This is a genomic window from Crossiella sp. NPDC003009 (genome assembly GCF_053591555.1).
This window is the reverse complement of sequence record NZ_JBSFUA010000003.1, coordinates 344580-369333: the sequence shown is the minus strand read 5'-3', so window position 1 is coordinate 369333 and position 24754 is coordinate 344580. Positions and strand designations below refer to the sequence as shown.

The 24754-nt window shown below is 71.7% G+C and carries 24 protein-coding genes; 14 read left to right on the top strand and 10 right to left on the bottom strand.

Annotated features, from left to right (window positions below; genetic code table 11):
* Nucleotides 1-67: 67 nt before the first annotated feature.
* On the bottom strand, nt 68-2758 hold the full coding sequence (locus tag ACWDY5_RS05880) for a glycoside hydrolase family 2 protein (RefSeq protein ID WP_449721145.1): 2691 nt from the start codon (nt 2756-2758) through the stop codon (nt 68-70).
* A 187-nt stretch (nt 2759-2945) separates the two neighbouring features.
* Between ACWDY5_RS05880 and ACWDY5_RS05875 the strand changes: the two genes are divergently transcribed.
* A complete protein-coding gene (locus tag ACWDY5_RS05875) occupies nt 2946-4640 on the top strand; it encodes a glycosyl hydrolase family 28-related protein (protein WP_449721144.1) in 1695 nt (564 codons plus the stop codon).
* A 106-nt stretch (nt 4641-4746) separates the two neighbouring features.
* Complete coding sequence (locus ACWDY5_RS05870; protein ID WP_449721143.1) at nt 4747-5280, top strand: hypothetical protein; 534 nt, start codon at nt 4747-4749, stop codon at nt 5278-5280.
* A 234-nt stretch (nt 5281-5514) separates the two neighbouring features.
* On the opposite strand, the gene ACWDY5_RS05865 is transcribed toward ACWDY5_RS05870, so the two are convergent.
* Genes ACWDY5_RS05865 through ACWDY5_RS05855 form a run of 3 tightly spaced genes read right to left on the bottom strand, consistent with a single transcriptional unit; the run spans nt 5515 to nt 8559 of the window.
* A complete protein-coding gene (locus tag ACWDY5_RS05865; RefSeq protein ID WP_449721142.1) occupies nt 5515-6216 on the bottom strand; it encodes a FadR/GntR family transcriptional regulator in 702 nt (233 codons plus the stop codon).
* Complete coding sequence (locus tag ACWDY5_RS05860; RefSeq protein ID WP_449721141.1) at nt 6213-6833, bottom strand: bifunctional 4-hydroxy-2-oxoglutarate aldolase/2-dehydro-3-deoxy-phosphogluconate aldolase; 621 nt, start codon at nt 6831-6833, stop codon at nt 6213-6215. The genes ACWDY5_RS05865 and ACWDY5_RS05860 overlap by 4 nt, the downstream gene beginning before the upstream one ends.
* Nucleotides 6834-6846: 13 nt before the next feature.
* A complete protein-coding gene (locus ACWDY5_RS05855) occupies nt 6847-8559 on the bottom strand; it encodes an IlvD/Edd family dehydratase (RefSeq protein ID WP_449721140.1) in 1713 nt (570 codons plus the stop codon).
* A gap of 110 nt (nt 8560-8669) precedes the next feature.
* Here ACWDY5_RS05855 and ACWDY5_RS05850 point away from each other — a divergent pair, with 110 nt between their 5' ends.
* Nucleotides 8670-9050, top strand: coding sequence for a sterol carrier family protein (locus ACWDY5_RS05850; protein ID WP_449721139.1), 381 nt, complete (start codon nt 8670-8672; stop codon nt 9048-9050).
* A gap of 82 nt (nt 9051-9132) precedes the next feature.
* Here the strand turns inward: ACWDY5_RS05850 and ACWDY5_RS05845 are convergent, their stop codons facing one another.
* The 3 genes from ACWDY5_RS05845 to ACWDY5_RS05835 are packed head-to-tail and all read right to left on the bottom strand — an operon-like array spanning nt 9133 to nt 11331.
* Complete coding sequence (locus ACWDY5_RS05845; protein ID WP_449721138.1) at nt 9133-9981, bottom strand: alpha/beta hydrolase; 849 nt, start codon at nt 9979-9981, stop codon at nt 9133-9135.
* A 13-nt stretch (nt 9982-9994) separates the two neighbouring features.
* The gene (locus ACWDY5_RS05840) at nt 9995-11023 is read right to left on the bottom strand and encodes a hypothetical protein (RefSeq protein ID WP_449721137.1); all 1029 of its coding nucleotides are present in this window, start codon (nt 11021-11023) and stop codon (nt 9995-9997) included.
* A complete protein-coding gene (locus ACWDY5_RS05835; protein WP_449721136.1) occupies nt 11020-11331 on the bottom strand; it encodes a hypothetical protein in 312 nt (103 codons plus the stop codon). Before ACWDY5_RS05835 ends, ACWDY5_RS05840 begins: the two co-directional genes overlap by 4 nt.
* A 68-nt stretch (nt 11332-11399) precedes the next feature.
* Here ACWDY5_RS05835 and ACWDY5_RS05830 point away from each other — a divergent pair, with 68 nt between their 5' ends.
* From ACWDY5_RS05830 to ACWDY5_RS05820, 3 genes are all read left to right on the top strand, one after another.
* Nucleotides 11400-12140 carry a maleylpyruvate isomerase N-terminal domain-containing protein gene (locus tag ACWDY5_RS05830; protein ID WP_449721135.1) on the top strand — a complete coding sequence of 247 codons (741 nt, stop codon included), beginning with the start codon at nt 11400-11402 and terminating at the stop codon, nt 12138-12140.
* Between the two features lie 44 nt (nt 12141-12184).
* The gene (locus ACWDY5_RS05825) at nt 12185-13465 is read left to right on the top strand and encodes an MFS transporter (RefSeq protein WP_449721134.1); all 1281 of its coding nucleotides are present in this window, start codon (nt 12185-12187) and stop codon (nt 13463-13465) included.
* A 71-nt stretch (nt 13466-13536) separates the two neighbouring features.
* Complete coding sequence (locus tag ACWDY5_RS05820) at nt 13537-14031, top strand: hypothetical protein (protein ID WP_449721133.1); 495 nt, start codon at nt 13537-13539, stop codon at nt 14029-14031.
* On the opposite strand, the gene ACWDY5_RS05815 is transcribed toward ACWDY5_RS05820, so the two are convergent.
* Nucleotides 13998-14597, bottom strand: a complete 600-nt coding sequence (locus ACWDY5_RS05815; protein WP_449721132.1) for a VanZ family protein — start codon at nt 14595-14597, stop codon at nt 13998-14000. The two genes, ACWDY5_RS05820 and ACWDY5_RS05815, sit on opposite strands and share 34 nt — an antisense overlap.
* Nucleotides 14598-14765: 168 nt before the next feature.
* Between ACWDY5_RS05815 and purF the strand changes: the two genes are divergently transcribed.
* The 3 genes from purF to ACWDY5_RS05800 all read left to right on the top strand — a co-directional run bounded on the left by purF (nt 14766) and on the right by ACWDY5_RS05800 (nt 18235).
* Nucleotides 14766-16283 (top strand): amidophosphoribosyltransferase, encoded by a 1518-nt coding sequence (gene purF, locus ACWDY5_RS05810; protein ID WP_449721131.1) that lies wholly within the window; start codon nt 14766-14768, stop codon nt 16281-16283.
* A 40-nt stretch (nt 16284-16323) separates the two neighbouring features.
* Nucleotides 16324-17412 carry a phosphoribosylformylglycinamidine cyclo-ligase gene (gene purM, locus ACWDY5_RS05805; protein WP_449721130.1) on the top strand — a complete coding sequence of 363 codons (1089 nt, stop codon included), beginning with the start codon at nt 16324-16326 and terminating at the stop codon, nt 17410-17412.
* 97 nt (nt 17413-17509) lie between these two features.
* Nucleotides 17510-18235 (top strand): hypothetical protein, encoded by a 726-nt coding sequence (locus tag ACWDY5_RS05800; protein WP_449721129.1) that lies wholly within the window; start codon nt 17510-17512, stop codon nt 18233-18235.
* On the opposite strand, the gene ACWDY5_RS05795 is transcribed toward ACWDY5_RS05800, so the two are convergent.
* Together ACWDY5_RS05795 and ACWDY5_RS05790 are read right to left on the bottom strand one after the other, a co-directional pair.
* The gene (locus tag ACWDY5_RS05795; protein WP_283662084.1) at nt 18217-18894 is read right to left on the bottom strand and encodes a response regulator; all 678 of its coding nucleotides are present in this window, start codon (nt 18892-18894) and stop codon (nt 18217-18219) included. The genes ACWDY5_RS05800 and ACWDY5_RS05795 overlap by 19 nt on opposite strands.
* On the bottom strand, nt 18891-20498 hold the full coding sequence (locus tag ACWDY5_RS05790; RefSeq protein WP_449721178.1) for an ATP-binding protein: 1608 nt from the start codon (nt 20496-20498) through the stop codon (nt 18891-18893). Before ACWDY5_RS05790 ends, ACWDY5_RS05795 begins: the two co-directional genes overlap by 4 nt.
* Nucleotides 20499-20630: 132 nt before the next feature.
* Between ACWDY5_RS05790 and ACWDY5_RS05785 the strand changes: the two genes are divergently transcribed.
* The 5 genes from ACWDY5_RS05785 (at nt 20631) to ACWDY5_RS05765 (ending at nt 24754) form a co-directional block, all read left to right on the top strand.
* A complete protein-coding gene (locus tag ACWDY5_RS05785; RefSeq protein WP_449721128.1) occupies nt 20631-21617 on the top strand; it encodes a Bug family tripartite tricarboxylate transporter substrate binding protein in 987 nt (328 codons plus the stop codon).
* Nucleotides 21614-22135: a tripartite tricarboxylate transporter TctB family protein gene (locus ACWDY5_RS05780; RefSeq protein ID WP_449721127.1), complete on the top strand. Its 522-nt coding sequence runs from the start codon at nt 21614-21616 to the stop codon at nt 22133-22135. Before ACWDY5_RS05785 ends, ACWDY5_RS05780 begins: the two co-directional genes overlap by 4 nt.
* Nucleotide 22136: 1 nt before the next feature.
* Entirely contained in the window at nt 22137-23672 is a 1536-nt protein-coding gene (locus ACWDY5_RS05775) for a tripartite tricarboxylate transporter permease (RefSeq protein ID WP_449721126.1), read from the top strand.
* A 78-nt stretch (nt 23673-23750) separates the two neighbouring features.
* Nucleotides 23751-24251, top strand: coding sequence for a SigE family RNA polymerase sigma factor (locus ACWDY5_RS05770; RefSeq protein ID WP_449721125.1), 501 nt, complete (start codon nt 23751-23753; stop codon nt 24249-24251).
* Nucleotides 24248-24754: a hypothetical protein gene (locus tag ACWDY5_RS05765; protein ID WP_449721124.1), complete on the top strand. Its 507-nt coding sequence runs from the start codon at nt 24248-24250 to the stop codon at nt 24752-24754. Before ACWDY5_RS05770 ends, ACWDY5_RS05765 begins: the two co-directional genes overlap by 4 nt.

The window sequence follows — 24754 nt, the reverse complement described above, 5'->3', positions numbered from 1 at the left end:
GTTGCCCCTTTTCGACAAGGCTCCTTCCGAAGTAAATTCCTGACTACCCTCGGGGTTCGGGTGTCCGCTAGCGGTTCGGCGCGGAGACCACCTGCTTGGCCACGTTGTGCCCGTTGATCTCCACGCTCGGGGTCGCCCCGCCCAGGTCGGCGGTGCGGTACGTCGCGGTGAGGGTCAGCGTCTCGCCGGGCCAGAGCGTGACGTAGTTGTCGCTCCAGTCGGTCGGCAGCACCTCGGGCCCGCCCGCGCCCTTGCGGATGTTCGCGCGCAGGAAGAACCCGACCTGCTTGCCGGTGGAGTTGTTGGCCAGGGTGACCGTGGTCCTGGTGTGCTCACCGTCCACAGTGGACTTCGCGGTGGACTTCACGTTCGCCGCGGCCAGGTTGTTCAGGCCCTTGAGGTCGGCGTAGCTGGACTGCGGCGTGTGGTACCAGGTGGAGGCGCCGTAGTTCAGCCCGTCGGCCTTGGTGGACAGCCAGTACACGTTGCGGTCCAGCACCTTGCCGCTGCCGTCCTTGAGCAGCAGCCGGGTGAAGTAGGTGCTGGACAGGCCGCTCGGCTGCGGCAGGGTGCCCGCCCGCACCGAGGCGTTGCCCTTGGCCGTCACCGGCCGGGTCTCCTCCGCCTTGACCGTGCCGTCCAGGTTGAACACGGTCACCTGCACCGACAGCCCCGGCACGTCGTTGAGGCCGGTGTTGACCACGGCCAGGGACTTGTCGTCGTAGGAGTACTGCACGTGCAGCGGCCGCAGCGCGGTCTTGGCGCCGAAGTAGGAGCCGGCGGTGGCCAGGTAGTAGTCGTAGAGGTGCCAGTACATGGTCGGCCAGGCGTTGTTCAGCATCCAGTAGATGACGCCGGTGGCCGGTTTGTTGGTGTCCGACCAGTCGCGGCCGAACGCCTCGAACTGGGCGCGGTTGGTCTCGTAGTTGGCCAGCTGGGCCTTCTTCACCACGTCAGCCGCATTCGCCGGTTTGCCGTAGCGGTTGTCCAGCGCGGTGCCCCAGAAGGTGAGCTTGTTGAAGGTGTCCGAGCGGGACAGGTGGTACTGGGTCGCGTTGTAGTCGGTGAGCTTGTTGATGTCGCCCTGCGGCAGGAACTTCTTCAGCTCGTCCAGCTCCGGGATGGTCGGGCCGGGCCCGATCTCGGAGGCGAAGCCGAAGGCCCCGCCGCGCTGCTCGTTGTACCAGTAGTTCGGCGGCTCCCACCAGTACGGACCGTCCATCTTCATGCCGGGGCTGCCCAGCTGCGGCGAGCTGATCGCCTTGGCCGAGGAGATCACCGGCAGCTTCCACTCGGCCCGGTTCAGCGCGTCCAGGTAGATCTTCTCCAGCCCGGCGCCGGGGGCGTCGTCGCTGCCGATCATGAACGCGAGCAGGCTGGGGTGGTTGCGGATCCGCTTGGCCTCGTCCTCGGCCGACTCGCCCGCGACCCGGTTGTCCTCGGCGGTGAAGGAGCTGTACTTCTCCCACTTGGAGCAGCACTCCCAGCCGGTGATCAGCATGATGCCGGCCCGGTCGGCCATGTCGTAGAACTCGTCGTTCTCCGGCTTGCCCTCCAGGCGGATGGTGTTCATGCCCATGCTGCGCACCAGGTTCACCTGGTCCTGCAGGTACTTCAGGTCGGTGCGCAGGAACAGGTCCGAGGCCCAGCCGCCGCCGCGGACCAGGAACGGCTTGCCGTTGACCGAGAACTCGCGGCCGCCCTTGTTCAGCCGGGAGCTGACCTCGCGCACGCCGAAGCTGGTCTTGGCGGTGTCGGCGACCGCGCCGTGCACGGATGCGGACAGCGCCGCCTCGTACATCGGCTGGCCGCCCATCTGGAACGGCCACCACACCTGTGGGTTGAGGAAGCGCAGGCCCACGGTGTTGCTGGGGGTGAAGCTGACCGTCTTGGTCTCCTTGGCCGCCAGCGTGACGCTCTGCCGGAAGCCCACGTTGCCCGCGGTACCGCTGATCTCGGTGGTCACCGGCGCGCCGGTGTTGTTGCGCGCGTTGACCTTCACCGTGACGTCGGCGTGGTTCAGGCTGGGCAGCGGCAGGTCGGTGTCCACCCGCAGGTCGCGCAGGGAGACCGCGCCGTTGGCGGTGAGCTGGACATCGCGGAAGATGCCCTGGTTGCGGTCGGGCGGCAGCTGCGCCCAGTCGATGAAGTGGATGATCAGGTCGCGGTCCTGGTCCGCCGCGCTCGCGCGGATGGCCAGCGCGTTGTCACCCTTGCGGAGCAACGAGGTCACGTCGAACTCATAGGTCGGGTAGGCGCCGACCACGGTGTCCGTGCCCGCGATCTTGGTGCCGTTGAGCCAGACCTCGCCTCGGGAGATCACCCCGCCGTTGAGCTTGAGGAAGGTGTGCGTGCCGGGGGACGGGTCCGCGGTGAACGCGCGCCGGTACCACCAGGGCACCAGGAAGTCGTTGCGGTTGGCCTTCTGCAGGTTGTTGCCGTAGTTGACGTCGCCGTACTTGTTGTTGGCGATCAGACCGGCCAGCACGGTGGACCGCTTGGGCACCGCGTACCAGGAGCTGTCGTTGAAGCCGGGCGCGGAGATGGCCGCGCCGCTGCCGGTGGCCACCGCCGAGGACTGCAACCGCCAGTCCGGGATGGTGGTGGTCTGCGCGGCGCGGCTCGGGGCCGAGGGGGTGGCGCCGAGCTGGTAGGCCGGTCCGGCGGCCGCTTCCGGCGCGGCGAGGCCTGGTAGGGCGGGCAGGACGAGGGCGAGGCTGACGGCTGCCGCCAGCCACGCGGGACGACGTCTGGTCATTGGGCGCTCCCGGCAACCACATGGCGGCGGCTGGATGGGGCTTTCCAGGGCAACTCTCGCTGGTCAACGCCTGCTTTGGCAAGGGTCCTTACGAACGAAAATCCGCACTTGCCGACCCGCCCTCCGGCGGGTAAAGCTGCGCGCGTCAACCAAACCGCCGCCCGCGTTTGGGAGATGGAGACGATCGATGACGATCGAACGCAGAACGTTCCTGGCCGGTGGGGCCGCGGCCGCGGCCTGCGCCCTGACCAGCGGGGCGGGTTCGGCGCTGGCCGCGACCGAGGCAGCGCCGGAGACCGGCGGGGGAAGGGCGCCGAGGGCCGCGCTGTGGCAGGAGTACGTCCGCAACCCGCACAACCACCCGCAGATCCCGGACGTGTCCTTCGCCGGGTACCGCACCGGTGAGCGGTGGCCGAACGTGCCGGTGCGGGCCAACGTGCTGCGCTACGGCGCGGTGCGGGACGGCTCGGCCGACGCCAGCGCCGCGATCAACGCGGCCATCGTGGACGTGGGCAGGCGGGGCGGCGGCGCGGTGCTGCTGCCCGCGGGCACCTACCGGATCGACCACATCATCCAGCTCGGCTACGACAACGTGGTGCTGCGCGGCGACGGCAGCGGGCGGACCACGCTGTACGCCACCCGGTCGCTGGAGGAGATCGTCGGCATCAACCGCAGCCGCTACGGCAGCGAGAACTCGGCCTGGAGCTGGGCGGGCGGCCTGGTCTGGGTCAGCCACCGGGACCGGCATCGGTCGCTGGTCGAGGCGATCAAGGCCAAGAAGTGGCCGCTGGAAGGCTGGCTGGGCAACGAGGGCGAGGGCATCCGCACCCTGACCACGGTCACCGCGCCGGCCGCCCGGGGCGGGTTCACCCTCACCGTGGCCGACGGCAAGGCGCTGCACGCGGGCCAGCGGGTGCTGGTGCAGATCGACGACGACGCCGGGTACGGGCTGCTCCGGCACATGTGCGGCGACGGACCGGGCACCGCCGAGTACGTGTGGTCGAACAAGGACAAGCTGCTCTCCTACCGCCCGTTCCAGTGGCCGGTGCGGATCACCAAGGTGCGCGGCAACCAGGTCACCCTGGAGCAGCCGCTGCCGGTGGACGCCAGGCCGGCCTGGAAGCCCCGGCTGACCACCTTCGCCCCGCCGATCACCGGTGCCGGCGTGGAGGGCCTGACCATCCGGATGGTCAAGACGGTCCGGCCCAAGCACCTGCTGGACAAGGGCTACAACGGCCTGGCCTTCCAGTGCGCATGGGACTGCTGGGCCGACGACGTGGCCGTGGTGGACAGCGACAACGGCTTCCTGCTGGTCGCGACCAAGGGCGTCACCCTGTCCAGGACCAGCGTGGCCGGGCGGGGCCAGCACCACTCCTACGCCTGCCGGGAACAGGCGCACGACAACCTGGTGGAGAACTTCCGCATCGGCAAGTTCACCGAGCCGCCCACCCCCGGCTCCGGCCACCACGGCATCAACGTCGAGGGCCTGTCCTGCGGCAACGTCTGGTCCAAGGGCGTGATGGAGGCGGGCACCTTCGACACCCACCGGGGCTTGCCGTTCGCCAACGTGCGCACCGAGGTCAGCGTGTTCAACGACGGCAACCACGGCGGCAGCGCCAACGCCGGCCCGCTGTACGGGGCCCGGTTCACCCACTGGAACGTCACGGTCACCAACGGCAGGGCAGGCTGCGTGAAGATCGACCACGTGGCCCCGTACAGCGCCACGGTCGGCATCTCCGAGGTCACCGACTTCGGCCAGATCGACAAACCGGACTTCACCGGCCCGCTCAACTCCAGGATCGAGTCCTACGGCAACCCCGCGGTGAACCCGCCGAACCTGCACCGCGCCCAGCGTGAGCTGCGGAAATGGCGCGGCCGCTGACCGATTGGCTTTCGACAGGTTGCTCACAGCCTGCGCACAGCCAGCACGCGCATCCTCGGTGTCAGCCACCCAGAGCCGGGTGGCTGACACCGAATGAGGAGCGCACATGTCCGAGGAGAACGAGAAGAGGGCGGCCGGTTCTCCCGAGGAACCGGCCACCCCGGAAGCCCCCACGCAACCGGTAGCCCCGGCACCGCAGGCCGCGGCCCAGCCCGCTCCGGCGGACGAAGCGCCGCAGCCCGCGCAGCCGACCGCGCCCGCACAGCCCGCGCCCCAGCCGGAAGCGCAGCACGGCGCGGAAGCCCCCGCCCAGTCTGGCGGCGAAGCCCCGTCGCAGTCCGCCGCGGCCGCTCCGGGCCAGCCCGCGGTCGAGCACGCCGCCGCCGCTCCCGCCGGCCCGCCACCCGCGCCCCGCCCCAAGCGCCTGCGCGGCTTCGCCAAGCGCAAGTCCGCCCAGCTCGTCGCGGTCGCCCTGCTCGGCGCGGTGGTCGGTGGCGGCGTGGTCGGCATCGCCGGCGCGGGCGGCGGTCACCGGCACGGGCACGAGTTCGCAAAGTACGGCGGCGGCGACCGTGCGGACGGCCGGTTCGAGCGCGGCCCCGGTCCCCGATTCCAGGTCCCTGACCGATTTGACCGGTGATTGTCTAGAGAACAACCTGGCAAATTTGTGATCACCCCGGCCGCTACTGGGTGATCATCTTCCCCAATGGAGTGCAGTCGGCGTGCCATCCGTGCACGGAGTGTGCGTGCGCGCTAGGTTTGACTCGTCGGTGGGTGGTTTTCGGATCTCCTTCCAACCCACCACCGGCGGTGTTTGTGGAACACAGTTGGCTTCGTGGCCTTGGGGTACGGGGAAGATCGCAAGGCCACGAAGCTACTTCCGCGCCAGCAGCGACTCGACCTCCGCCGCCGCGCTCGCCACGATCTGGCGCAACAACTTCTCCGCCCGTTCCGGCTTGGCCTCCGCGATCGCCCGCGCCACCTCCACGTGCCGTCTGGTGGCCACCGCGTCCGGCACCTCCGGCATCAGGTGCAGCCGGTTGCGCCCGCGCAGCGCCTCGGCGGTGAAGTCACCGAGGTGGGCGAACATCTCGTTCCCGGAGGCGGTCAGCACCAGCCGGTGGAAGGCCACGTCCACCTCCACGAACCGGTCCACCTCGCCCCGCCCGGCCAGCCGGGACAACTCCGCCGCCAGCTCCAGCAGCTCCGCGCGCTGCTCCTCGGTGGCGGTCCGGGCGGCCAGCGCGCCCGCCGCGGGTTCCACCGCCGCGCGCACCTCGCTGAGCTCGCGCAGCTGCGCCCCGCGCCGGGTGCCGGCCAGCCGCCAGCGCACCACCTGCGGGTCGAACAGGTTCCACTCGGCGCCCGGCCGCACCGTGGTGCCGACCTTGGGCCTGCTGTGCACCAGCCGCATCGCCTCCAGCACCCGCACCGCCTCCCGCGCCACCGTCCTGGACACCCCGTGCCGCGCGGCCAGCTCCTCGATCCGCAGCACGTGCCCGCCGGGGATGGCGCCGGAGGTGATGGCCTGGCCGAGCGCCTCCAGCAGCTGACCGTGCAGACCGCGCTGGGTCACCCGCGGTCTCCATCGAGCGTGGCCACCAGGTTCCGCACCCGCGCGGCCGCCTGTTCCGGGCCGCCCTCGGTCAGCGCCGAGCCGACGCCGCAGGCCACCGCGCCCGCGGCCACCCAGTCCGGCACCTCCTCCAGCGCGACCCCACCGGTCGGCAGCACCGGCGCCTGCGGCAGCGCGGCGCGCACGTCGGCCAGCCAGCGCGGGCCAAAACCCCTGGCGGGGAACAATTTCACCGCGTCAGCCCCGTGTTCCAGGGCGGTGACGATCTCGGTTGGGCTGGCCACTCCGGGCAGCGCGGCCGCGCCGTAGCGGTGCGCGGTGCGGATGACCTCGGGGTGCAGGCTGGGTGAGACCAGGAAGCTCGCCCCGGCCAGGATGGCCAGCCGGGCGCTCGCCTCGTCCAGCACGGTGCCCGCGCCCAGGGTGATCCCCGGCCTGCCCGCCAGCTGCTCGATCACGCTCAGCCCGCCCGGGGTGGTGAGCGCGATCTCCAGGGTGCGCAGCCCGGCGTCGATCATCGCCTCGGCGGTGGCCAGTGCGGCCGGCGCGTCCCCGGCGCGCACGATGCCGAACACCCGCTGCCCGGCCAGCGCGGCCATGGTTTCCCATCGGTACAACAAGAATCTCCTCTCAGAAGGCCGCGCGCGGCGGGCTCGAGTCCGTCGCGCCGACCAGGAAGTCCAGGTCCACCCCACGGTCGGCCTGCTGCACGTGCTCGCGGTACAGTCGCACCCAGCCCCGGTCCGGCCCGTTCGCCGGTGGCCGCCACTCGGCTCGCCGCTGCGCCAGCTCCTCGTCGGAGACGTGCAGGTGCAGGCGGCGGCCCGGGGTGTCCACGGTGATCAGGTCGCCGTCACGGACCAGCGCCAGCGGCCCGCCCACCGCGGCCTCCGGGGCCACGTGCAGCACGCAGGCGCCGAAGGCGGTGCCGCTCATCCTGGCGTCGGAAATCCGCACCAGATCACGGATGCCGGCGTCCAGCAGCTTCTGCGGCAGGGCCAGGTTGCCCACCTCCGGCATGCCCGGGTAGCCCACCGGACCGGTGTTGCGCACCACCAGCACGGTGTCCGCGGTGACCGGCAGATCCGGGTCGCCGATCACCGCGTGGTAGTCCTCCACCGAGTCGAAGACCAGCGCGGGACCGGTGTGCGACAACAACCTCGGCTCGGCCGCGGACTGCTTCACCACCGCCCCGCCGGGCGCCAGGTTGCCGCGCAGCACCGCGGTCCCGCTGTCCGCCGGCTGCACCGGGTTGTCCAGCGGCCGGATCACCTCGTCGTCGTGCACCACCGCGCCCGCGCAGTTGGCCACCAGGCCCTGGCCGGTCACCGTGACCACGTCGGCGTGCAGGTGCGCGCGGATCCGCTTGATCAGCGCGGGCAGCCCGCCCGCGTAGGCGAACTGCTCCATCAGGAACCGCCCCGAGGGCATCAGGTCCACCAGCAGCGGCAGCCGGGCGCCGATCCGGTCGAAGTCCTCCAGGTCCAGTGGCACGCCGAGGCGGCCGGCGATGGCCAGCAGGTGCAACACCGCGTTGGTGGACCCGCCGATGGCCGCGTTGACCAGGATCGCGTTCTCGAAGGCCTTCCTGGTCATGATCTCCGCGGGTCGCGGGCCGTCCGTGGCCAGCGCGACCGCCCTGATCCCGGTCTGCTCGGCCAGCGTGCCGCGCCGCGCGTCCACCGCGGGCAGTCCGGAGGCCCCGGGCAGCTGCATGCCCAGCGCCTCGGTGACACAGGCCATGGTGGAGGCGGTGCCCATGGTCATGCAGTGCCCGACCGAGCGGTTCAGGCAGGTCTCGAACTCGGTGAACTCGGCCTCGGTGATCGTCCCGGCGCGCAGCTCCTCGGTCATCCGCCAGATGTCGGTGCCGGAGCCGACCTCGCGCCCCCGGTAGTTGCCGTTGAGCATCGGGCCGCCGGTGAGCACGATCGCCGGCACCCCGGCGCTGGCCGCGCCCATCAGCGCGGCGGGGGTGGTCTTGTCGCAGCCGGTCAGCAGCACCACCGCGTCCACCGGGTTGGCCCTGATCAGCTCCTCGATCTCCATCGCGGCCAGGTTGCGGTAGAGCATGGTGCTGGGCCGCATCAGCGGTTCGCCGAGGCTCATCGCCGGGAACTCCAGCGGGAAGCCGCCTGCCTGGTGCACGCCGCGCTTGACCGCCTCGGCGAGCAGCCGCAGGTGCGCGTTGCACGGGGTCAGCTCGGAGAAGGTGTTGCAGATGCCGACCACCGGGCGGCCGTCGAAGTGCTGCCCGCCGTAGCCGAGCCCGCGCAGGCTGTGCCGCGCGATGAAGCCGTTCTTGCCGGTGCCGCCGAACCAGGCGTGACTGCGGAGCGCCATGACCCTCCTATCGGCAAAAGTATTACTAATGCGGGTTCACTCTGCGGCAGCCGGCGGGCGCGTGTCCAGGGGAACAATCCGATCGTCGGAGGTTCGGGTTAGCCTTCGGCGTGCCTCTACGCAGAGCCGTTGACCCGCATGAACTGCGCGCCGCGGTGACCGAGGTCCTGCCCTGGCTGGACGGCGGTGACCAGCCCGATCGCGCCGCCCTGGCGGCCGCGGTCAGGCTGAGCCTGCGCACCTTGGCAGGGCTGGCGCCGGGCCGCAGCGTGGAGCTGCGGGTGCCGCCGTTCGCCGCGGTGCAGTGCGTGGCCGGGCCCAGGCACACCAGGGGCACCCCGCCGAACGTGGTGGAGACCGACCCCCGGACCTGGCTGGAGCTCGCGCTGGGCCGCCGCGACTGGGCCGCCGCGCTGGACGCGGGCAGCCTGACCGCCTCCGGCAACCGCGCCGAGGAGATCGCGGACTGGCTGCCGCTGCTGCGCGTCTAGCCCGGCAGCCGCCCCGATTTCCGGGAACGGCCGCCCTGCTTCAGAACAGCCGCCCAGTCCCGCGAACAGGTCCCGCGCTGCCTCAGAACAGCCGCCCCAGCCCAGCGAACAAGTCCCGGCCCGACTCCACCAACCGCCCCGCCCCGGTCACCGCCGCGTCGCCCAGGTCGTTCAGCAGCTCCCGCCCGGTGTCCGCCGCCGCGTCCCGTGCCCCGTCCCAGTCCCCGCCCAGCGCGCGGCCGATGGCCCGCCCGCCGCCGTCCCACAGGTCCCCGCCCGCCTCGCCCAGCTCACCGCCGAGCCGCTCGCCCGCCCCGGTCACCAGCTGCGGCTGGCCGGTGGCGATGTGGCCCAGGTTGCGCAGCGACTCCGAGCCCTGGTCGAAGTAGGCCGAGTGCGCGTCCCGCATGCCGGCGTCCTCGGCCGCGCCGAAGCCACGCGCGCCGAACCGGTCGTCGTAGGGCCCGTGGTTGCCGCCGTCGGCGGTGAACCAGCTGCCCTCGGTGGCCCGCACCACCGGGTCGTGCTCGGTCATCCCGGCCCACACCCGGCCGGGCAGCTCCGCCGCGCTGCCCGCGCCGACGCCGGGTGAGCCGACGAAGGCCAGCTCGTCCGCGGCCAGTCCGTGCAGCGCGGCGTACCCGGCCACCGTGCTTCCGTAGCTGTGCCCGACCACGGTGAGGTGCTGCCGCTGCTCGGCCGCCGCGCGATAGCCGTCCACGTCCGCGACCAGCCGCGCGCCGCCCTCGATCGCCTGGTCTGGCCTGCTCACCTGGGCGTTGGTGATCGCGTCCGGCGCGTCGTAGCCCAGCCACTGGATGGTCGCGTTGCCGCCGGGGCTGGCCGCGTCCATCTGCACCCGCAGGTTCGCCGCCTGGGCGAGGCTGAACCCGCCGAGCCCGGAGCCGGTGCCGGGTACGCAGACGGCCACATTCGTTGCCTGGTCAGGGTTTCCGAAGGCTACGGAGAGCTGCTCGCCAGGCTCGACCATGACACTGGCGAGTCCGCCCTGGCCGCGCGGGCCGTCCGGTTCCCAGGCCATGACCAGCACCTCGCCGTGGCGGAGGGCCGCGTTCGGCGGCCAGCCGTTCGGCCTCGGTGAGCCGGGCCGCGGCCAGCTCGGTGTTGCGCAGTTGCCGCTGTGCCTCGGCCCGCTCGTCCAGCAGCCGGGACAGCGCGGGATCGTTGGCGTTGCGCAGGTTCTCGGTGTCCGCGGGATCCAGGCCGAGTTCCCGCGCACGGGCGGCGAACCGGCGGTCGGCCTCGGTCAGCGCGCCCCGGAATCGCACGCCGTCCTCGGTGATCCGCCGCCGGTTCGCCGCGTCCAGCACCGGCGCGGGCAACCCCGGTAACCGGCCGAGCTGGTCGTAGTGGGTGAGCAGCAGCCGTTCTCGCTCCACAGTGGACAGTCCGGCCCACCAGGCGGCCACCTGCCGGGGGTCCGAGCCTGCCGGCGGCACCGCGAGGCCGTGCGCGGGCAGCGCCTGCCACTCCTGGGTGTGCCCGGCCACCGTGCGGAAACCCGGCGCCAGCCGGTCCAGCGCGCCCGCCAGCGAGCGCAGCACCTCGGTGTAGGGCGCGCGCACCGTCTCCAGCGCGCGCACCACGGTCGCGGCCAGCTCCCGCTCCGCCTCGGGGCCGGCCCCGGCCGGTCGCCCGCGCCAGATGCCGATCGCCCGCTCCGCCCCGGCGCGCATGGTCTGCTGGGCCCGCGCGGCCGCGTGCACGATGGCCACCGCCGAACGCATCCGCCCCGCCGCGGCCGCCGCGGCCGTGCCGCTCAGCCCAGCCCGCTCGGTGAAGGCCGCGCCGGCGTCCCCCGACCAAGATCCCGCCGCCCGGCGGCTGTGCCGCACCGACTCGCCTGCCCGGTCCACCGCGCTGACCGCGCCGGTCAGCGGGTCCGCCGCCTCGGTGAGGCGGGCGGGTCCGCCGCTGGTCATCCGCTGGTAGAGCGCCTCCGGATCGGTCACCGGGAACCGCCGAGCAGCCGCCTCGCCTCGGTCTCGCCCTCGGCGTAGCCGTCGGCGTTGCTGGTCAGCGCCTGCGCCGCGTCGGCGAACCAGGCCGAGCCCTGGCGCAGATCTTCCCCGTGCGCCGCGCCGAAGCGGGCCAGCGCGGCGGCGAACTCGCCCGCGCCGTCCACCTCGCCGAGCAGGGCGGGATCCAGTCGCAGGCAGTCCAGCAGGACCGCGCCGTCGGCGGCGGCGTCGGCACCGGCGTAGAACTCGCGCGCGGCCCCGCGCAGCAGGTCCGGTTCGACCCGGATGTCCTCGGTCATGGAACCTCCAGCACTCCTCGGCACGTCTGTGACGGCAGACACCCGACCCCGGTTCCCCTGGAGACGAGATGGCAGGACCGCAGGACACCCCCTGGTGGCTGGCCGTCGCGACCGAGCAGGCGGCCGCGTTCCGGCTGGCCGCCGCGGCCGCCGACCCCGAGCTGCCGGTGCCCTCCTGCCCCGGCTGGCGGTTCCGCGAGCTGGTGCTGCACACCGCCCGCTTCCTCCAGGTGGTCGGCGGTCAGCTGCGCACCGGCGGCACCGAACGGGCCCGCCCGGTGCCCGAACCGGATCCCATCGGCGATCCGCTGGCCTGGTTCGACCGGGAGCTGGCCGACTGCCAGCGGCTGCTCGCCGCCTGCCCGGCCAACCGTCCACTGTGGACGTTCAGTCCGGCGGCGCCCAGCCTGGCCTGGTTCTGGCACCGCAGGGTCGCGCACGAGCTGAACCTGCGCCGCTGGGACGCCCAGGCCGCCTTGCGCACCCTGGTGCCCACCGACCGCGCGCTGGCCGTGGACGGCATCGACGAGGTGCTGGGCACCCTGCTGGCCAGCCGCTACACCGCCGCGGCCAGTCCGGCCGCCACCGGCGCAGTGCTGGTCACCTGCGCCGACGGCCCGGAGCGCTGGCTGGTCTGGCTGCAACCGGGCGAGGCTCCCGAGGTGGTCCGCGACCCCGCCGACCTGCCTGCCGCCAGGGCCAGCACCACCGGCCGGGCCACCGCGCTCTACCTCGGCCTGTGGGGCCGCACCGAGCTGCCGGGAGCCGAAGGAGACCCGATCTTGCTCACCGGAGTGCAGCCGCGCTGAATCCGTCTTGTTCGCGACCCGAACGCTCCGGCAGAGTGCTCGGCATGGCGGACACAGCGCAGCGGGAACGGCCTTCCTTCGGCAGGCTGGCCGTCGCTTCCGGCGTGGGCAGCTCGCTGGAGCTCTACGACTTCCTGATCTACGGCACCGCTTCCGCGCTGGTCTTCGGCCGGTTGTTCTTCCCGCAGAGCGAGCCGTGGACGGGCACCCTGCTGGCCTTCTCCACCTTCGCGGTCGGCTTCCTGCTGCGGCCGATCGGCTCGATCATCTTCGGCCACTTCGGCGACCGGGTCGGCCGCCGCCGGATGCTGGTGATCAGCCTGTCCCTGATGGGCGTGTCCACCGCGCTGATGGGCCTGCTGCCCACCTACGCCGCGGTCGGGCTGGCCGCGCCGCTGCTGTTGCTGGCGCTGCGGATGGTGCACGGGCTCTCCGTCGGCGGCGAGGCCGCGGGCGCCACCCTGCTCGCGGTCGAGCACGCGCCGGAGGGCAGGCGCGGCCTGTACGGCAGCCTGGTCACCATCGGCTCGCCGCTGGGCTCCTTCCTGGCCAACGGCGCGTTCGCGCTGGTCCTGCTGCTGCCCGACGCCGAGCTCTACGACTGGGGCTGGCGGATCCCGTTCCTGGCCGGGATCACGGTGGTGCTGGTCGGCCTGTACGCCCGGCGCAACATCGCCGAGACGCCGGAGTTCGAGCGGGTCGCCAAGGCCAAGCGCACCGAGCGCGCGCCGCTGGTCACCGTGCTGCGCGAGCACAAGCGGCTGGTGCTGCTCACCGCGGGCGTCAACCTGGGCTTCAACGCGTTCATCTTCATCGTGGTCGCCTTCCTGCTCTCCTACGGCAGTCAGGTGGTCGGCCTGGACCGGTCCACGCTGCTCTACGGCACGATGGCGGGCAGCGTGGTGCAGGCGGTCGGCATCATCTACTTCTGCCACCTCACCGACCGGATCGGCCGCAAGCCGGTGCTGATCGCGGGCGCGATCTTCTGCACGCTGTGGGGCTTCCCGCTGTTCGCGCTGGTCGACTCGGCCAGCCCGGCGCTCGCGGTGCTGGGCATCATGCTCGCCTTCGGCGGCTCCGCGGCCATCTTCGGGCCGATGCTGGCCTACTTCGCCGAGCTGTTCGGCCCGGAACTGCGCTACACCGGCGTCGGCTTCGGCTACCAGATCGGCGCGGTGCTCGGCGGCGGCCTGTCCCCGCTGATCGCCAACACCCTGGTCACCGCGGCAGGCGGCGGCTCCTGGCTGGTCGCCACCTACATGTCGGTGGCCGGGCTGATCAGCCTGCTCTGCCTGCTCGGACTGCCGGAAACCGTCAGACGGTAACCATTCACCCGATTCGGCACCCCCGTTTCGGTTATCGCCTGTTCAGGGCAGAATAGGCGAGTATTAAGAGCATGATCGGTTATCGCCGCCCGGTTCTCCTTGTCCTCGTTTCCGCGCTCGCCCTGCTGCTTTTCGGCAGCGTTTCGCACGCGGCCCCGGCCGCCGCGGAGGCCTGCAGCGAAGAGTTCTCCGACCGCAACCAGGACGCCGGGTACAAGCACAAGATCTGCCTGAGCCCGGCCGCCCAGGGCGAGATCAAGGTGGTGGTCAAGGGCAGCTGCGAGTGGAGCTACGGCGGGTGGTTCTGGGGCAAACCGCCGTCGAAATGCCGCACCGCCGAGGCCCGTTACAGCCTGACCGCGCCGGATGCCGCCAAGTCGAATGCCGACCTGTCCACCATGGAGTCGGTAACCGCCGTGGTCGAGGCGACCGGTAAACCATTCAAGTGCGCCGCGGGCGTCTACAAAGTCGAGCTTTACTACAAGGTCGAGATGATGGGCCTGGCCGGAAAGTGGTCCCGGCAGATCGACCATCAGCGCACGGTGGACATCAAGGTCGCCTGCTGACCCGCTGAGCCCGGCGGGGTGGCGTTCCGGAGCCTGCCGCCACCCCGCCGACCCGACAGCACCCAGCCCAGCGCCGCGGCCAGCACGCCGCCCAGCCCGTTGTTGATCATGTCCTGGGTCTCGCAGGCGCCCAGTCCGGTCATCCCCTGGTACAGCTCGATGCCCACCGCCAGCGCCACGCTGAGCAGCGCCACCGGCAGGAACCGGCGCACCGCGAGCGCGCCGAAGAAGGCGAACGGCATCAGCAGCACGAAGTTCAGCCGCTGCCAGGACCCGGCCAGCGAGAACTCGTTCTGGATGCACTGCGCCCAGGCCTGTCCCAGCGAGTCCGCGGTGCTGCCCTGCCTGCCGAGGCGCACCAGGGTCACCGCGAGCACCCCGCCGAGCGAGCCGAAGGAGAGCCCGGTGAACAGCGCCCGCCAGCCGAACAACCGGCCCAGCACCAGCCCGATCAGGCCGAGCACCAGCCCCGCGCCGACCGCGTAGGCCAGCACCTCCGGCCGGGAGAACAACCGCTCGGCCAGGTTCAGATCCCGGTCCAGCCTGCCGCTGAGCGCCGCCAGCACGGGCACCACCTCCGTGTCGTTTCGGTTCTGCTTTCGTTCAGCAGACGCGCGGAGGGGGGCCGGAGTTGGCCCGAACGAGAGCCTCGTCACCGGCCAGAAGGGTCAGGAGCACTACTCCGAGGCACTTACACTAGGGACGAGTCTGATCCCGTCCCGAGGGAGTTCTCGGTGGTCATCGACCCCAGCCAGACCGATCGCAGCCACGACGACACCCCTCGTGAAGAGTGCGGTGTCTTCGGTGTCTGGGCTCCCGGCGAGGAGGTGGCCAAGCTCACCTTCTACGGCTTGTACGCCCTCCAGCACCGGGGCCAGGAAGCGGCGGGCATCTCCGTCGGTGACGGCCACCAGGTGGTGGTGTTCAAGGACCTTGGGCTGGTCAGCCAGGTCTTCGACGAGCAGGTGCTGTCCTCGCTGCGCGGCCACGTCGCGGTCGGGCACTGCCGCTACTCCACCACCGGCTCCACCACCTGGGAGAACGCCCAGCCGACCTTCCGCAACACGGCCGCCGGCAGCCCGCTGGCCCTCGGCCACAACGGCAACCTGGTCAACACCGCCGAACTGATGAGCCGGGCCAAGGAGGCCGGGGTGGCCACCGCCGGCGCCACCACCGACTCCGACCTGGTCTGCGGGCTGCTCGCCGCGGCCGCCGCGGACACCGGCTTCGAGCAGGCCGCGATGGAGCTGCTGCCGACCCTGCGCGGCGCGTTCTGCCTGGTCTTCTCGGACGAGTCCACCCTCTACGCGGCCCGTGACCCGCAGGGCGTGCACCCGCTGGTGCTCGGCAGGCTGGAGCGCGGCTGGGTGATCGCCAGCGAGACCTCGGCGCTGGACATCACCGGCGCCTCCTTCGTGCGCGAGGTCGAGCCGGGCGAGCTGATCGCCATCGACGAGAACGGCCTGCGGTCCTCCCGCTTCGCCAACCCGGAGCCCAAGGGCTGCGTGTTCGAGTACGTCTACCTGGCCCGCCCGGACACCTCCATCGCCGGCCGCGGCGTGCACGCGGCCAGGGTGGAGATCGGCCGCAAGCTGGCCGCCGAGCACCCGGTGGAGGCCGATCTGGTCATCCCGGTGCCGGAGTCCGGCACCCCGGCCGCCATCGGCTACGCGCAGGCCAGCGGCATCCCCTACGGCTCTGGCCTGGTCAAGAACGCCTACGTCGGCCGCACCTTCATCCAGCCTTCGCAGACCATCCGCCAGCTGGGCATCCGGCTCAAGCTGAACCCGCTGCGCGATGTCATCCGCGGCAAGCGGCTGGTCGTGGTGGACGACTCGATCGTGCGCGGCAACACCCAGCGCGCGCTGGTCCGGATGCTGCGCGAGGCCGGCGCGGTCGAGGTGCACGTGCGGATCGCCTCGCCGCCGGTGCGCTGGCCCTGCTTCTACGGCATCGACTTCGCCTCCCGCGCCGAGCTGATCGCCAACGGCCTGGACCTGGACGGCGTGCGCCGCTCCATCGGCGCCGACTCCCTCGGCTACGTCTCGCTGGAGTCGCTGGTCGCGGCCACCGAGCAGCCCAAGACCCGGCTCTGCTCCGCCTGCTTCGACGGCGAGTACCCGATCGCGCTGCCGGACGACCTCATGATCGGCAAGCACCTGCTGGAGAACATCGAGAAGGGTGTGGCCGGTCCGGCGGAGCCGGTGCTGCCCAGCGGGTACGGTGCCGAAGACGCCTTGCGTCGTCCCTGACTTCGCTAGAGACCTTTCATCGGATGGAGCTGGACAGACCGTGACCGCGCACGCCGAAAGCGGGAAGGCCACTTACGCGGCCGCTGGAGTGGACATCGCCGCAGGTGACGAAGCTGTGGAGCAGCTCAAGCCGTGGGCGGCGAAGGCCACCCGGCCCGAGGTGCTCGGCGGCATCGGCGGGTTCGCCGGGCTGTTCAAGCTCAAGCTGGACCGGTGGCAGGAGCCGGTGCTGGCCTCCTCCACCGACGGCGTCGGCACCAAGCTCGCGGTGGCCCAGGCCATGGACAAGCACGACACCGTGGGCATCGACCTGGTCGCCATGGTGGTGGACGACCTGGTGGTCTGCGGCGCGGAGCCGCTGTTCCTGCAGGACTACATCGCGGTCGGCAAGGTGGTGCCGGAGCGGATCGCCGCGCTGGTCAAGGGTATCGCCGAGGGCTGCGCGCAGGCCGGCTGCGCGCTGCTGGGCGGGGAGACCGCCGAGCACCCCGGCCTGATGGACCCCGGCCACTACGACATGTCCGCCACCGGCGTCGGCGTGGTCGAGGCGGACAAGCTGCTCGGCCCCGACCGGGTCCGGCCGGGCGACGTGCTGATCGGCATGGGCTCCTCCGGCCTGCACTCCAACGGCTACTCGCTGGCCAGGCACGTGCTGCTGGAGATCGGCCGGATGCCGCTGGAGGGCCACGTCGAGGAGTTCGGCCGCACCCTCGGCGAGGAGATGCTGGAGCCCACCCGGATCTACGCCAAGGACTGCCTCGCGCTGGCCGCCGAGGCCGATGTGCGCACCTTCGCGCACGTCACCGGCGGCGGCCTGGCCGGCAACCTGGGCCGGGTCATCCCCAAGGGCCTGATCGCCGAGCTGGACCGCGGCTCCTGGACCCCGGCGCCGGTGTTCGCGCTGATCGCCCAGCGCGGCCGGGTGGAGAAGCCGGAGATGGAGAAGACCTTCAACATGGGCGTCGGCATGGTCGCCGTGGTCGCGCCCGAGGAGGTCGACCGCGCACTGGCCGTGCTCACCGCCCGGCACGTGCCGGCCTGGGTGCTCGGCGAGGTCCGCAAGAGCACCGAACCCGGCGAGAAGCCCGAGGACCGCGCAATCCTGCGGGGAGACCACCCCCGCTTTTAGGGGAGTTCGCAGCAGCCTTGGTCACTCGACCAGGTAACGCTGACAACCTTCCGCACCGCTGTGCCGTAGTAGCGGTGAGTGCGGAAGGAGGTCGGGGTTGCCCAGCGGTGAGCTACGCGCGAGTGAGTTGCGGTCGGTGCTGGCCGCCGAGGCGCCGCCGCCGACCGTGAGCTGCGCGGATGTCGTCCGGGACGGGCGCAGGGTGGTGCGCAGGCGACGTCTCGGGGTCGCGCTGGTGCTGACCGCGGTGCTCGCGCTGCTCGGCACCGGCACGGTCGCGCTGCTGCCGGGGCCGGAGGCCGAACCCGCCGGGATCACCACGCCACCGTCCTCGGTGTCCACCAGCCCGGCCCCGCTGTTCCCGCCGATGACCGTCCGCGACGCCGAGTTCTACACCGGTCTGCTGGCCAAGCTGCAATGGCTGCCCAAGGACTACACCGTGGTCTCCGACAGCCAGGGGAAGCCCGGGACGTTCCAGGTGGTCGGCGACATCATCCGGATGGGGGTCAAGATCACCGACTCGCAGGGCCGCAGCGGCTCGCTGGTGATCGTGGTGCGGCCGCCGACCGGGCACCCGATCAGCTGTGACACCGCCGACGGCTGCCGGGCGGAGACGCTGCGGCCGCCGGAGTTCACCAGGTTCTCCTGGCCGAAGAAGGCCGACGCGGCCGTGGCCGAACGCGAGGTGCTGGTGATCGACAAGACCGGCGGGCAGGTCAGCGCGGTGGTCACGGACAGCCCGGCCTGGCCGATCCTCTCCGGCGCGGAGATCGCCGAGCTGACCACAAAACTGGCCATGCTCGGTCAGTTGACCCAGCGGTAGCGCCGTTCCGGGCGGCCGGTGCTGCCGTAGCGCAGCCGCACCTCGGCCCTTCCCGCGCTGACGAAGTGCTCCAGGTAGCGCCGGGCGCTGACCCTGGACAGGTTGGTCCCGGTCGCGCACTCGGTGGCCGAGACATCGCCGTCGGCCGCCCGCAGCACCTCTTCCACCAGCTTCGCGGTCTGCGGGGTCAGGCCCTTGGGCATGGTCGGGGCCGCGGTCGGCCTGGCGCCGAAGACCTGGTCCACCACGGCCTGGTCCACCGAGCCGGTCAGCCGCTGCCGGACCTCGGCGAAGTGCGCCAGCTGGTCGCGCAGGGCCGCGTACTCGAACGGCTTGATCAGGTAGTGCAGCACCCCGCCGCGCACCGCCGCGCGCACCGTCTCCACATCCCTGGCCGCGGTCACCACGATCACGTCGGTGTCCCCGGCCGCCTCGCCCGCGGCCCCCGCGCGCAGCTCGCGCAGCACGTGCACGCCGTCGGCGTCGGGCAGGTAGATGTCCAGCAGCACCAGGTCCGGCCGCAGCTCGCGGACAGAGCGGATGGCCTCGGCCGCGGTGTGCGCCACCCCGACCACCTCGAAGCCGGGGGTGCGCGCGACGTAGCCGCTGTGCACCTTGGCCACCATGAAGTCGTCGTCGACCACCAGCACCCTGATCATTCGGCCACCTCCGGCGGCCGGGCGCCGACCGCGGCGGGCACCCGGCCCAGCCGGGCGGTGAACACCGCGCCGCCCTCGTTGCGCACCGAGACCGAACCGCCTCGGCGCACGCACACCTGCCTGGTCAGCGCCAGCCCGATGCCGCGCTGCCCGCCCTGGGTGGCCACCTTGGTGGTGAACCCGTGCTCGAAGACCTCCTCGGCCAGCTCGGGCGCGATGCCCGGCCCGGAGTCCCGCACCCGCACCAGCACCTCTTCCGTCGAGCCGACGATGTGCACCTCGATCCACTGCCCCGCTCCGGCGGGCAGCGCGTCCAGCGCGTTGTCCACCAGGTTGCCCACCACCGTCACCAGGTCCTGGGACAGCGCGTCATCCACCCTGTCCACAGTGGACTCATCGGAGAGCCGGATGCCGACCGCGCGCTCCGCGGCCAGGCTGGCCTTGGCGATCAGCAGTGCGGCCAGCGCCGGGTCGGCGATCCGCGCGGTCACCGCCGAGCTCCACTCCTCGTGCGCCCGGTTCGCCCTGGTGACGTAGCGGACCACCTCGTCGTACTCGCCCAGCTCGATCAGCCCGGCGATGGTGTGCAGCTCGTTGCGGAACTCGTGCGCCTGCGCCCGCAGGGTGTCCGTGGTGTGCCGGTTGACATCCAGTTCCTGTTGCAGCGCAACGAGTTCGGTCCGGTCCCGCAGGGTCACCACGGCGCCGATCGGCTGGCCGCGCATCACGATCGGCATCCGGTTCATCACCAGCACCCGCCCGCTGCGCAGCACCACCTGGTTCTCCCCGCTGGCCCGCCCGGTCAGCACGTCCCGCAGCCGCTCGTTCACGTCCAGGTCATCCACCTGCGCGCCCACCGGATCGTCCAGCGCGAGCAGTTCGCGGGCCGAGGTGTTCATCAGGGTGATCCGGTGCTGCTGGTCCAGTCCGACCACACCCTCCCGGATGCCGTGCAGCATCGCCTCCCGGTGCTCCACCAGCCCGGTGATCTCCCTCGGCTCCAGACCCAGCGTCTGCCGCTTCACCCACCAGGCGGCCAGCAGCGAGCCCAGCACCCCGATGCCGGTGCCCAGCGCGAGGTGGATCAGCAGGTTGCCCGGCGAGCTGACCAGCGACTCCCACAGGCCTGGCTCCGCCTGTCCCGCGCTGACCACGCCGAGCACCCGGCCCTGCTTCCCCGACTTCTCCGACAGCACCGGCACCTGGCCCACCACCTCGTCGCCGAGCACACCGTCCCAGCTCCGGCCCTCTGCCACCGCCGGCAGCCCGATAGCCAGCTCCCTGCCCACCAGCCTCGGGTCGGTGGCGGTGTGAATCCGCAGGTCAGGAGTGGCAATGGTGATCGAGGTGTTCCCGTTCAGGCTGCGCGCGGTCTCGGCGTGGATGGCCAGCCGGTAGTAGTTCGCCGGGTCGGCCAGCGCGTCCCGGACCCCGCCGGTGGCGGCCACCTGCTCGGCCAGCAGCAGCATCCGGCGGCCCTGGTCCTCGCGGAAGTTCGCGGTGGACTGGCTCAGCGTCACCGCGGTCACCGCGCCCAGCAGCGCCAGCACGATGAGGAACTGCAGCACGAAGAGCTGCCGCGCCAGCGACCCGCGCACACCCACGCCCAGCACCTCCTCGTGCCCCCATCGCGTGAACACAACGACCACAACGAACGCTGCGGACGCAAGAACACGGTTTTCAGCGTAAGTGGTCACTATGGCTTAGCTCACGGCGAGACGAGGAGGCGAGGATCGATGCGGATCCGGAACTGGCTGGCGGTGCTGGCCGCGGTGGCCGCGACGCTGGTCGTGCCGCCATTGCTCACCTCCGGCGCCAGCGGTGAGACCACCGGCCCGATGCGCGGGCTGCGCATCCTGGTGCCGAACGCGCCGGGCGGCGGCTACGACGTGACCGCGCGCACCGCGGCCAAGGCGATGGACGAGGTCGAGCTGACCCGCAACGTCGAGGTGTTCAACCTGCCCGGCGCCGGTGGCACGGTCGGCCTCGGCCGGACCGTGGCCGAGGCGGGCAACCAGCGGCTGGTGATGTCCATGGGCCTCGGCGTGGTGGGCAGCGTGTTCACCAACAAGGCGCCCAGCTCGCTGGCCGAGACCACGCCGATCGCCAAGCTCACCGAGGAACCGGACATCGTGGTGGTCGGCAAGGACTCGCCGTACCGCACCCTGGCCGACCTGGTCACCGCCTGGAAGGCCAACCCCGGCGCGGTCACCGTCGGTGGCGGCTCCAACCCCGGCGGCCCCGACCACCTGGCCCCGATGCTGATGGCCAAGGCGATCGGCCTGGAACCCAAGCGGGTCAGCTACATCCCCTACGACGGCGGCGGCGAGCTGCTCGCCTCGGTGCTCGGCGGCAAGATCCACTTCGGTGTGTCCGGCATCAGCGAGTACGTGGACCAGATCAAGGCCGGTGAGCTGCGGGTGCTCGCGGTGACCAGCGCGAACCGGGTCAAGGACATCGACGCGCCGACCCTGACCGAGGCCGGGGTGCCGGTGAACTTCACCAACTGGCGCGGCATCGTGGCCCCGCCCGGACTGTCCGATGTGGAGCGTCAGCGGCTGGTGGAGCTGTTCCAGAAGCTGCACGACTCGCCGCAGTGGCAGGAGGCGGTCCGGCGCAACGGCTGGACGGACGCCTTCCAGCCGGGCGAGAAGTTCGGCGAGTTCCTGGCCGCGGAGAGCAAGCGGGTGGCCGACGTGCTGAAGGAGCTGGGACTGGCATGAGTGAGCAGACGAAGGCCCGCCCGGCGCTGGCCTGGCTGAAGGAGCGTTCCGAGCTCGGCATCTGCCTGCTGCTGCTCGCCCTCGGCGTGCTGGTGGTGGCCGACGCGATCCGCATCCCGGCCAACTTCACCCAGCGCGGCCCGGTCGGCCCGCAGCTGGTGCCCTACCTGGTCGGCGGCGGCCTGATCCTGGTGGCCGCGCTGCTGGCCAGGGACGTGCTGCGGGGCGGGCGGGGCGAGGCCGAGGCCGGCGAGGACGTCGACCTGGACGCGCCCGCGGACTGGCGGGTGGTGGCGCAGCTGGCGGCGGCCTTCCTGGCCAACGTGGTGCTGATCAACCTGGTCGGCTTCCCGCTGTCCGGGATGGTGCTGTTCTGGGGCGCGGCCTACGCGCTCGGCAGCCGGAACTTCGTGCGCGACCCGCTGGTCGCGGCCGGTCTGTCCATCCTGACCTACCTGGTGTTCAACACCCTGCTCGGCGTCTCGCTGCCGGGCGGACCGCTGACTGGGGTGCTCTGACATGGACGCGCTGGCACATCTGATCGAGGGCTTCGGCACCGCGCTGACCCCGATGAACCTGCTGTACGCGGTGATCGGCGTGCTGCTGGGCACCGCCATCGGCGTGCTGCCCGGCATCGGCCCGGCGATGGCGGTGGCGTTGCTGCTGCCGATCACCTACGGCCTGGACCCGATCGGCGCGTTCATCATGTTCGCCGGCATCTACTACGGCGGCATGTACGGCGGCTCCACCACCTCGATCCTGCTCAACACGCCGGGGGAGACCGCGGCCGTGGTGACCGCGATCGAGGGAAACCCGATGGCGCGCAACGGTCGTGGCTCGCAGGCGCTGGCCGCCGCGGCGATCGGCCACTTCGTCGGCGGCATCGCGGGCACCGTGCTGCTGGTGCTGCTCGCGCCGCTCGTGGCCAGCCTGGCGGTGGACATCGGCGCGCCGGACTACTTCGCGGTGATGGTGCTGGCCTTCATCGCGGTCACCTCGATCCTGGGCAAGTCCCGCATCCGCGGCTTCGCCTCGCTGTTGATCGGGCTGTCCATCGGCCTGGTCGGGCTGGACCAGATGACCGGCCAGCAGCGGCTCACCTTCGGGCTGCTGCACCTCAACGACGGCATCGAGGTGGTGGTGGTCGCGGTCGGCCTGTTCGCCATCGGCGAGTCGCTGTGGGTGGCCGCGCACCTGCGCAGCAAGCCTGCCCAGCCGATCCCGGTCGGCCGGCCCTGGCTGGGCAAGGCGGACCTGCGCCGGTCCTGGAAGCCGTGGCTGCGCGGGCCGCTGATCGGCTTCCCGTTCGGCGCGATCCCGGCCGGTGGCGCGGAGATCCCCACCTTCCTGTCCTACGCGGCGGAGAAGCGGCTGTCCAAGCACAAGTCGGAGTGGGGCAAGGGCGCGATCGAGGGTGTGGCCGGTCCGGAGTCCACCGCGAGCGCCTCCGCCGCGGGCACGCTGACCTCGATGCTCACCCTCGGCCTGCCCACCACGGCCACCGCGGCGGTGATGCTGGCCGCCTTCCAGCAGTACGGCATCCAGCCCGGTCCGCTGCTGTTCCAGCGGGAGTCCACGCTGGTCTGGGCGCTGATCGCGAGCCTGTTCGTGGGCAGCGTGCTGCTGCTGATCCTGAACCTGCCGCTGGCCCCGGTCTGGGCCAAGCTGCTCCGGATCCCGCGGCCGTACCTGTACGCGGGCATCCTGTTCTTCGCCAGCGTCGGCGCCTACGCGGTCAGCGGCGACGTGCTGGACCTCGTGGTGCTGTTCATCATCGGCCTGCTCGGCTTCGCCATGCGCCGCTACGGCCTGCCGGTGCTGCCCGCGGTGCTCGGCGTCATCCTCGGCCCGGCCGCCGAACTGCAGATGCGCCGGGCCCTCCAGCTCAGCGACGGCGACGTCACCGGGCTGGTCAACACCCCCTTCTCCATCACCGTCTACCTGGTGGTGGCCGCGATCCTGTTCGCTCCGCTGGTGGGCGCGCTGCTGCGCAGGCGCCGTCGCTCCTCCCACGACCAGCGGGAACAGTCTGATCGCGAGTCGATCGGCGTCTAGTCCCCCAGCTTTTCGCCGATCGGGCAACCTTCCTCCCGGTCCACCTCGTACTGGAGAGTGGACCGGGAGGAGGTCACCTTGGCGGATCACAACGCCGAGTTCGTCGAGTTCGTCCGCACCCGAGGCGCCGGACTGCGCCGCACCGCGTTCCTGTTGTGCGGCGACTGGCACCGCGCCGAGGACCTGGTGCAGACCGCCTTGATCAAGCTGTACAAGGTGTGGCGCCGGGTCGAGCGGCAGGGTGCGGTGGAGCCGTACGCGCGGCAGGTGCTGGTGCGCACCGCGATCGACGAGTCCCGCCGGTTCTGGCGGCGGGAGAAGTCCACCGCGGAACTGCCGGACCTGCCCACTCCGCAGACGGGCGCCGAAGTCGCGGTTGACGTGCGCAGGGCGCTGGCCGCCCTGCCGAAACGCCAGCGCGCGGTGGTGGTGCTGCGGTTCTGGGAGGACCTCCCGGTCCAGGAGGTGGCTCGTCTCCTCGGGTGCACCGAGGGGACCGTGAAGAGTCAGTCGGCCAAAGGGCTGGCCGCACTCCGAAAGTCGTTATCCGGCTATCTCGTGCTGGAGGAAGGGCGATGAGCCACCACGAACTGTCCGATCTGGACCACGCCGAGGCCCGCGACCTGCTGGCCAGGGCATTGGGAGAGGAGCCTTCGATGAAGATCGACACACAGGCCGTGCTGTCCACGGCCAAGCGGAGTCTGCGCCGCAGCCGGACGCTGATGGTCACCGGCGCGATCGCGGGGGTGATGGTGGTGGGCCTCGGCACCACCGCGATCGCGGGCGGCTTCAGCGGGGACAGCGTGCGGCCCGCGGGCCAGGTGGTCGAGAAGGCCAGCCACGAGGGTCCGGTGGTGTGCCTGCGAACCGCGGACGGTAGCGAGCCGGTGGTGCAGCCGGGCGGGCAGACGATGCTTCCGGCCAACTGCTGGCCTGAGGAGTGCCCCGCGGTGTGGCCGGGCAAGCCGGGGCCACTGACGCCCGGCGCGGACATCCTGCCGCCGTCGGGGCCGAAGGAACCGAAGCTGCTCTCGTACTCCGACAAGCTCGAATACTGCAAGAAGCTCAAGCCCGGCAAGTGA

Bases quoted from the DNA above. Each gene is read 5' to 3' on its own strand.
- ACWDY5_RS05880 (WP_449721145.1), bottom strand. From the start codon at position 2,758: ATGACCAGACGTCGTCCCGCGTGGCTGGCGGCAGCCGTCAGCCTCGCC.
- ACWDY5_RS05875 (WP_449721144.1), top strand. From the start codon at position 2,946: ATGACGATCGAACGCAGAACGTTCCTGGCCGGTGGGGCCGCGGCCGCG.
- ACWDY5_RS05870 (WP_449721143.1), top strand. From the start codon at position 4,747: ATGTCCGAGGAGAACGAGAAGAGGGCGGCCGGTTCTCCCGAGGAACCG.
- ACWDY5_RS05855 (WP_449721140.1), bottom strand. From the start codon at position 8,559: ATGGCGCTCCGCAGTCACGCCTGGTTCGGCGGCACCGGCAAGAACGGC.
- ACWDY5_RS05835 (WP_449721136.1), bottom strand. From the start codon at position 11,331: ATGACCGAGGACATCCGGGTCGAACCGGACCTGCTGCGCGGGGCCGCG.
- ACWDY5_RS05830 (WP_449721135.1), top strand. From the start codon at position 11,400: ATGGCAGGACCGCAGGACACCCCCTGGTGGCTGGCCGTCGCGACCGAG.
- ACWDY5_RS05825 (WP_449721134.1), top strand. From the start codon at position 12,185: ATGGCGGACACAGCGCAGCGGGAACGGCCTTCCTTCGGCAGGCTGGCC.
- ACWDY5_RS05820 (WP_449721133.1), top strand. From the start codon at position 13,537: ATGATCGGTTATCGCCGCCCGGTTCTCCTTGTCCTCGTTTCCGCGCTC.
- ACWDY5_RS05795 (WP_283662084.1), bottom strand. From the start codon at position 18,894: ATGATCAGGGTGCTGGTGGTCGACGACGACTTCATGGTGGCCAAGGTG.
- ACWDY5_RS05785 (WP_449721128.1), top strand. From the start codon at position 20,631: ATGCGGATCCGGAACTGGCTGGCGGTGCTGGCCGCGGTGGCCGCGACG.
- ACWDY5_RS05780 (WP_449721127.1), top strand. From the start codon at position 21,614: ATGAGTGAGCAGACGAAGGCCCGCCCGGCGCTGGCCTGGCTGAAGGAG.
- ACWDY5_RS05775 (WP_449721126.1), top strand. From the start codon at position 22,137: ATGGACGCGCTGGCACATCTGATCGAGGGCTTCGGCACCGCGCTGACC.
- ACWDY5_RS05765 (WP_449721124.1), top strand. From the start codon at position 24,248: ATGAGCCACCACGAACTGTCCGATCTGGACCACGCCGAGGCCCGCGAC.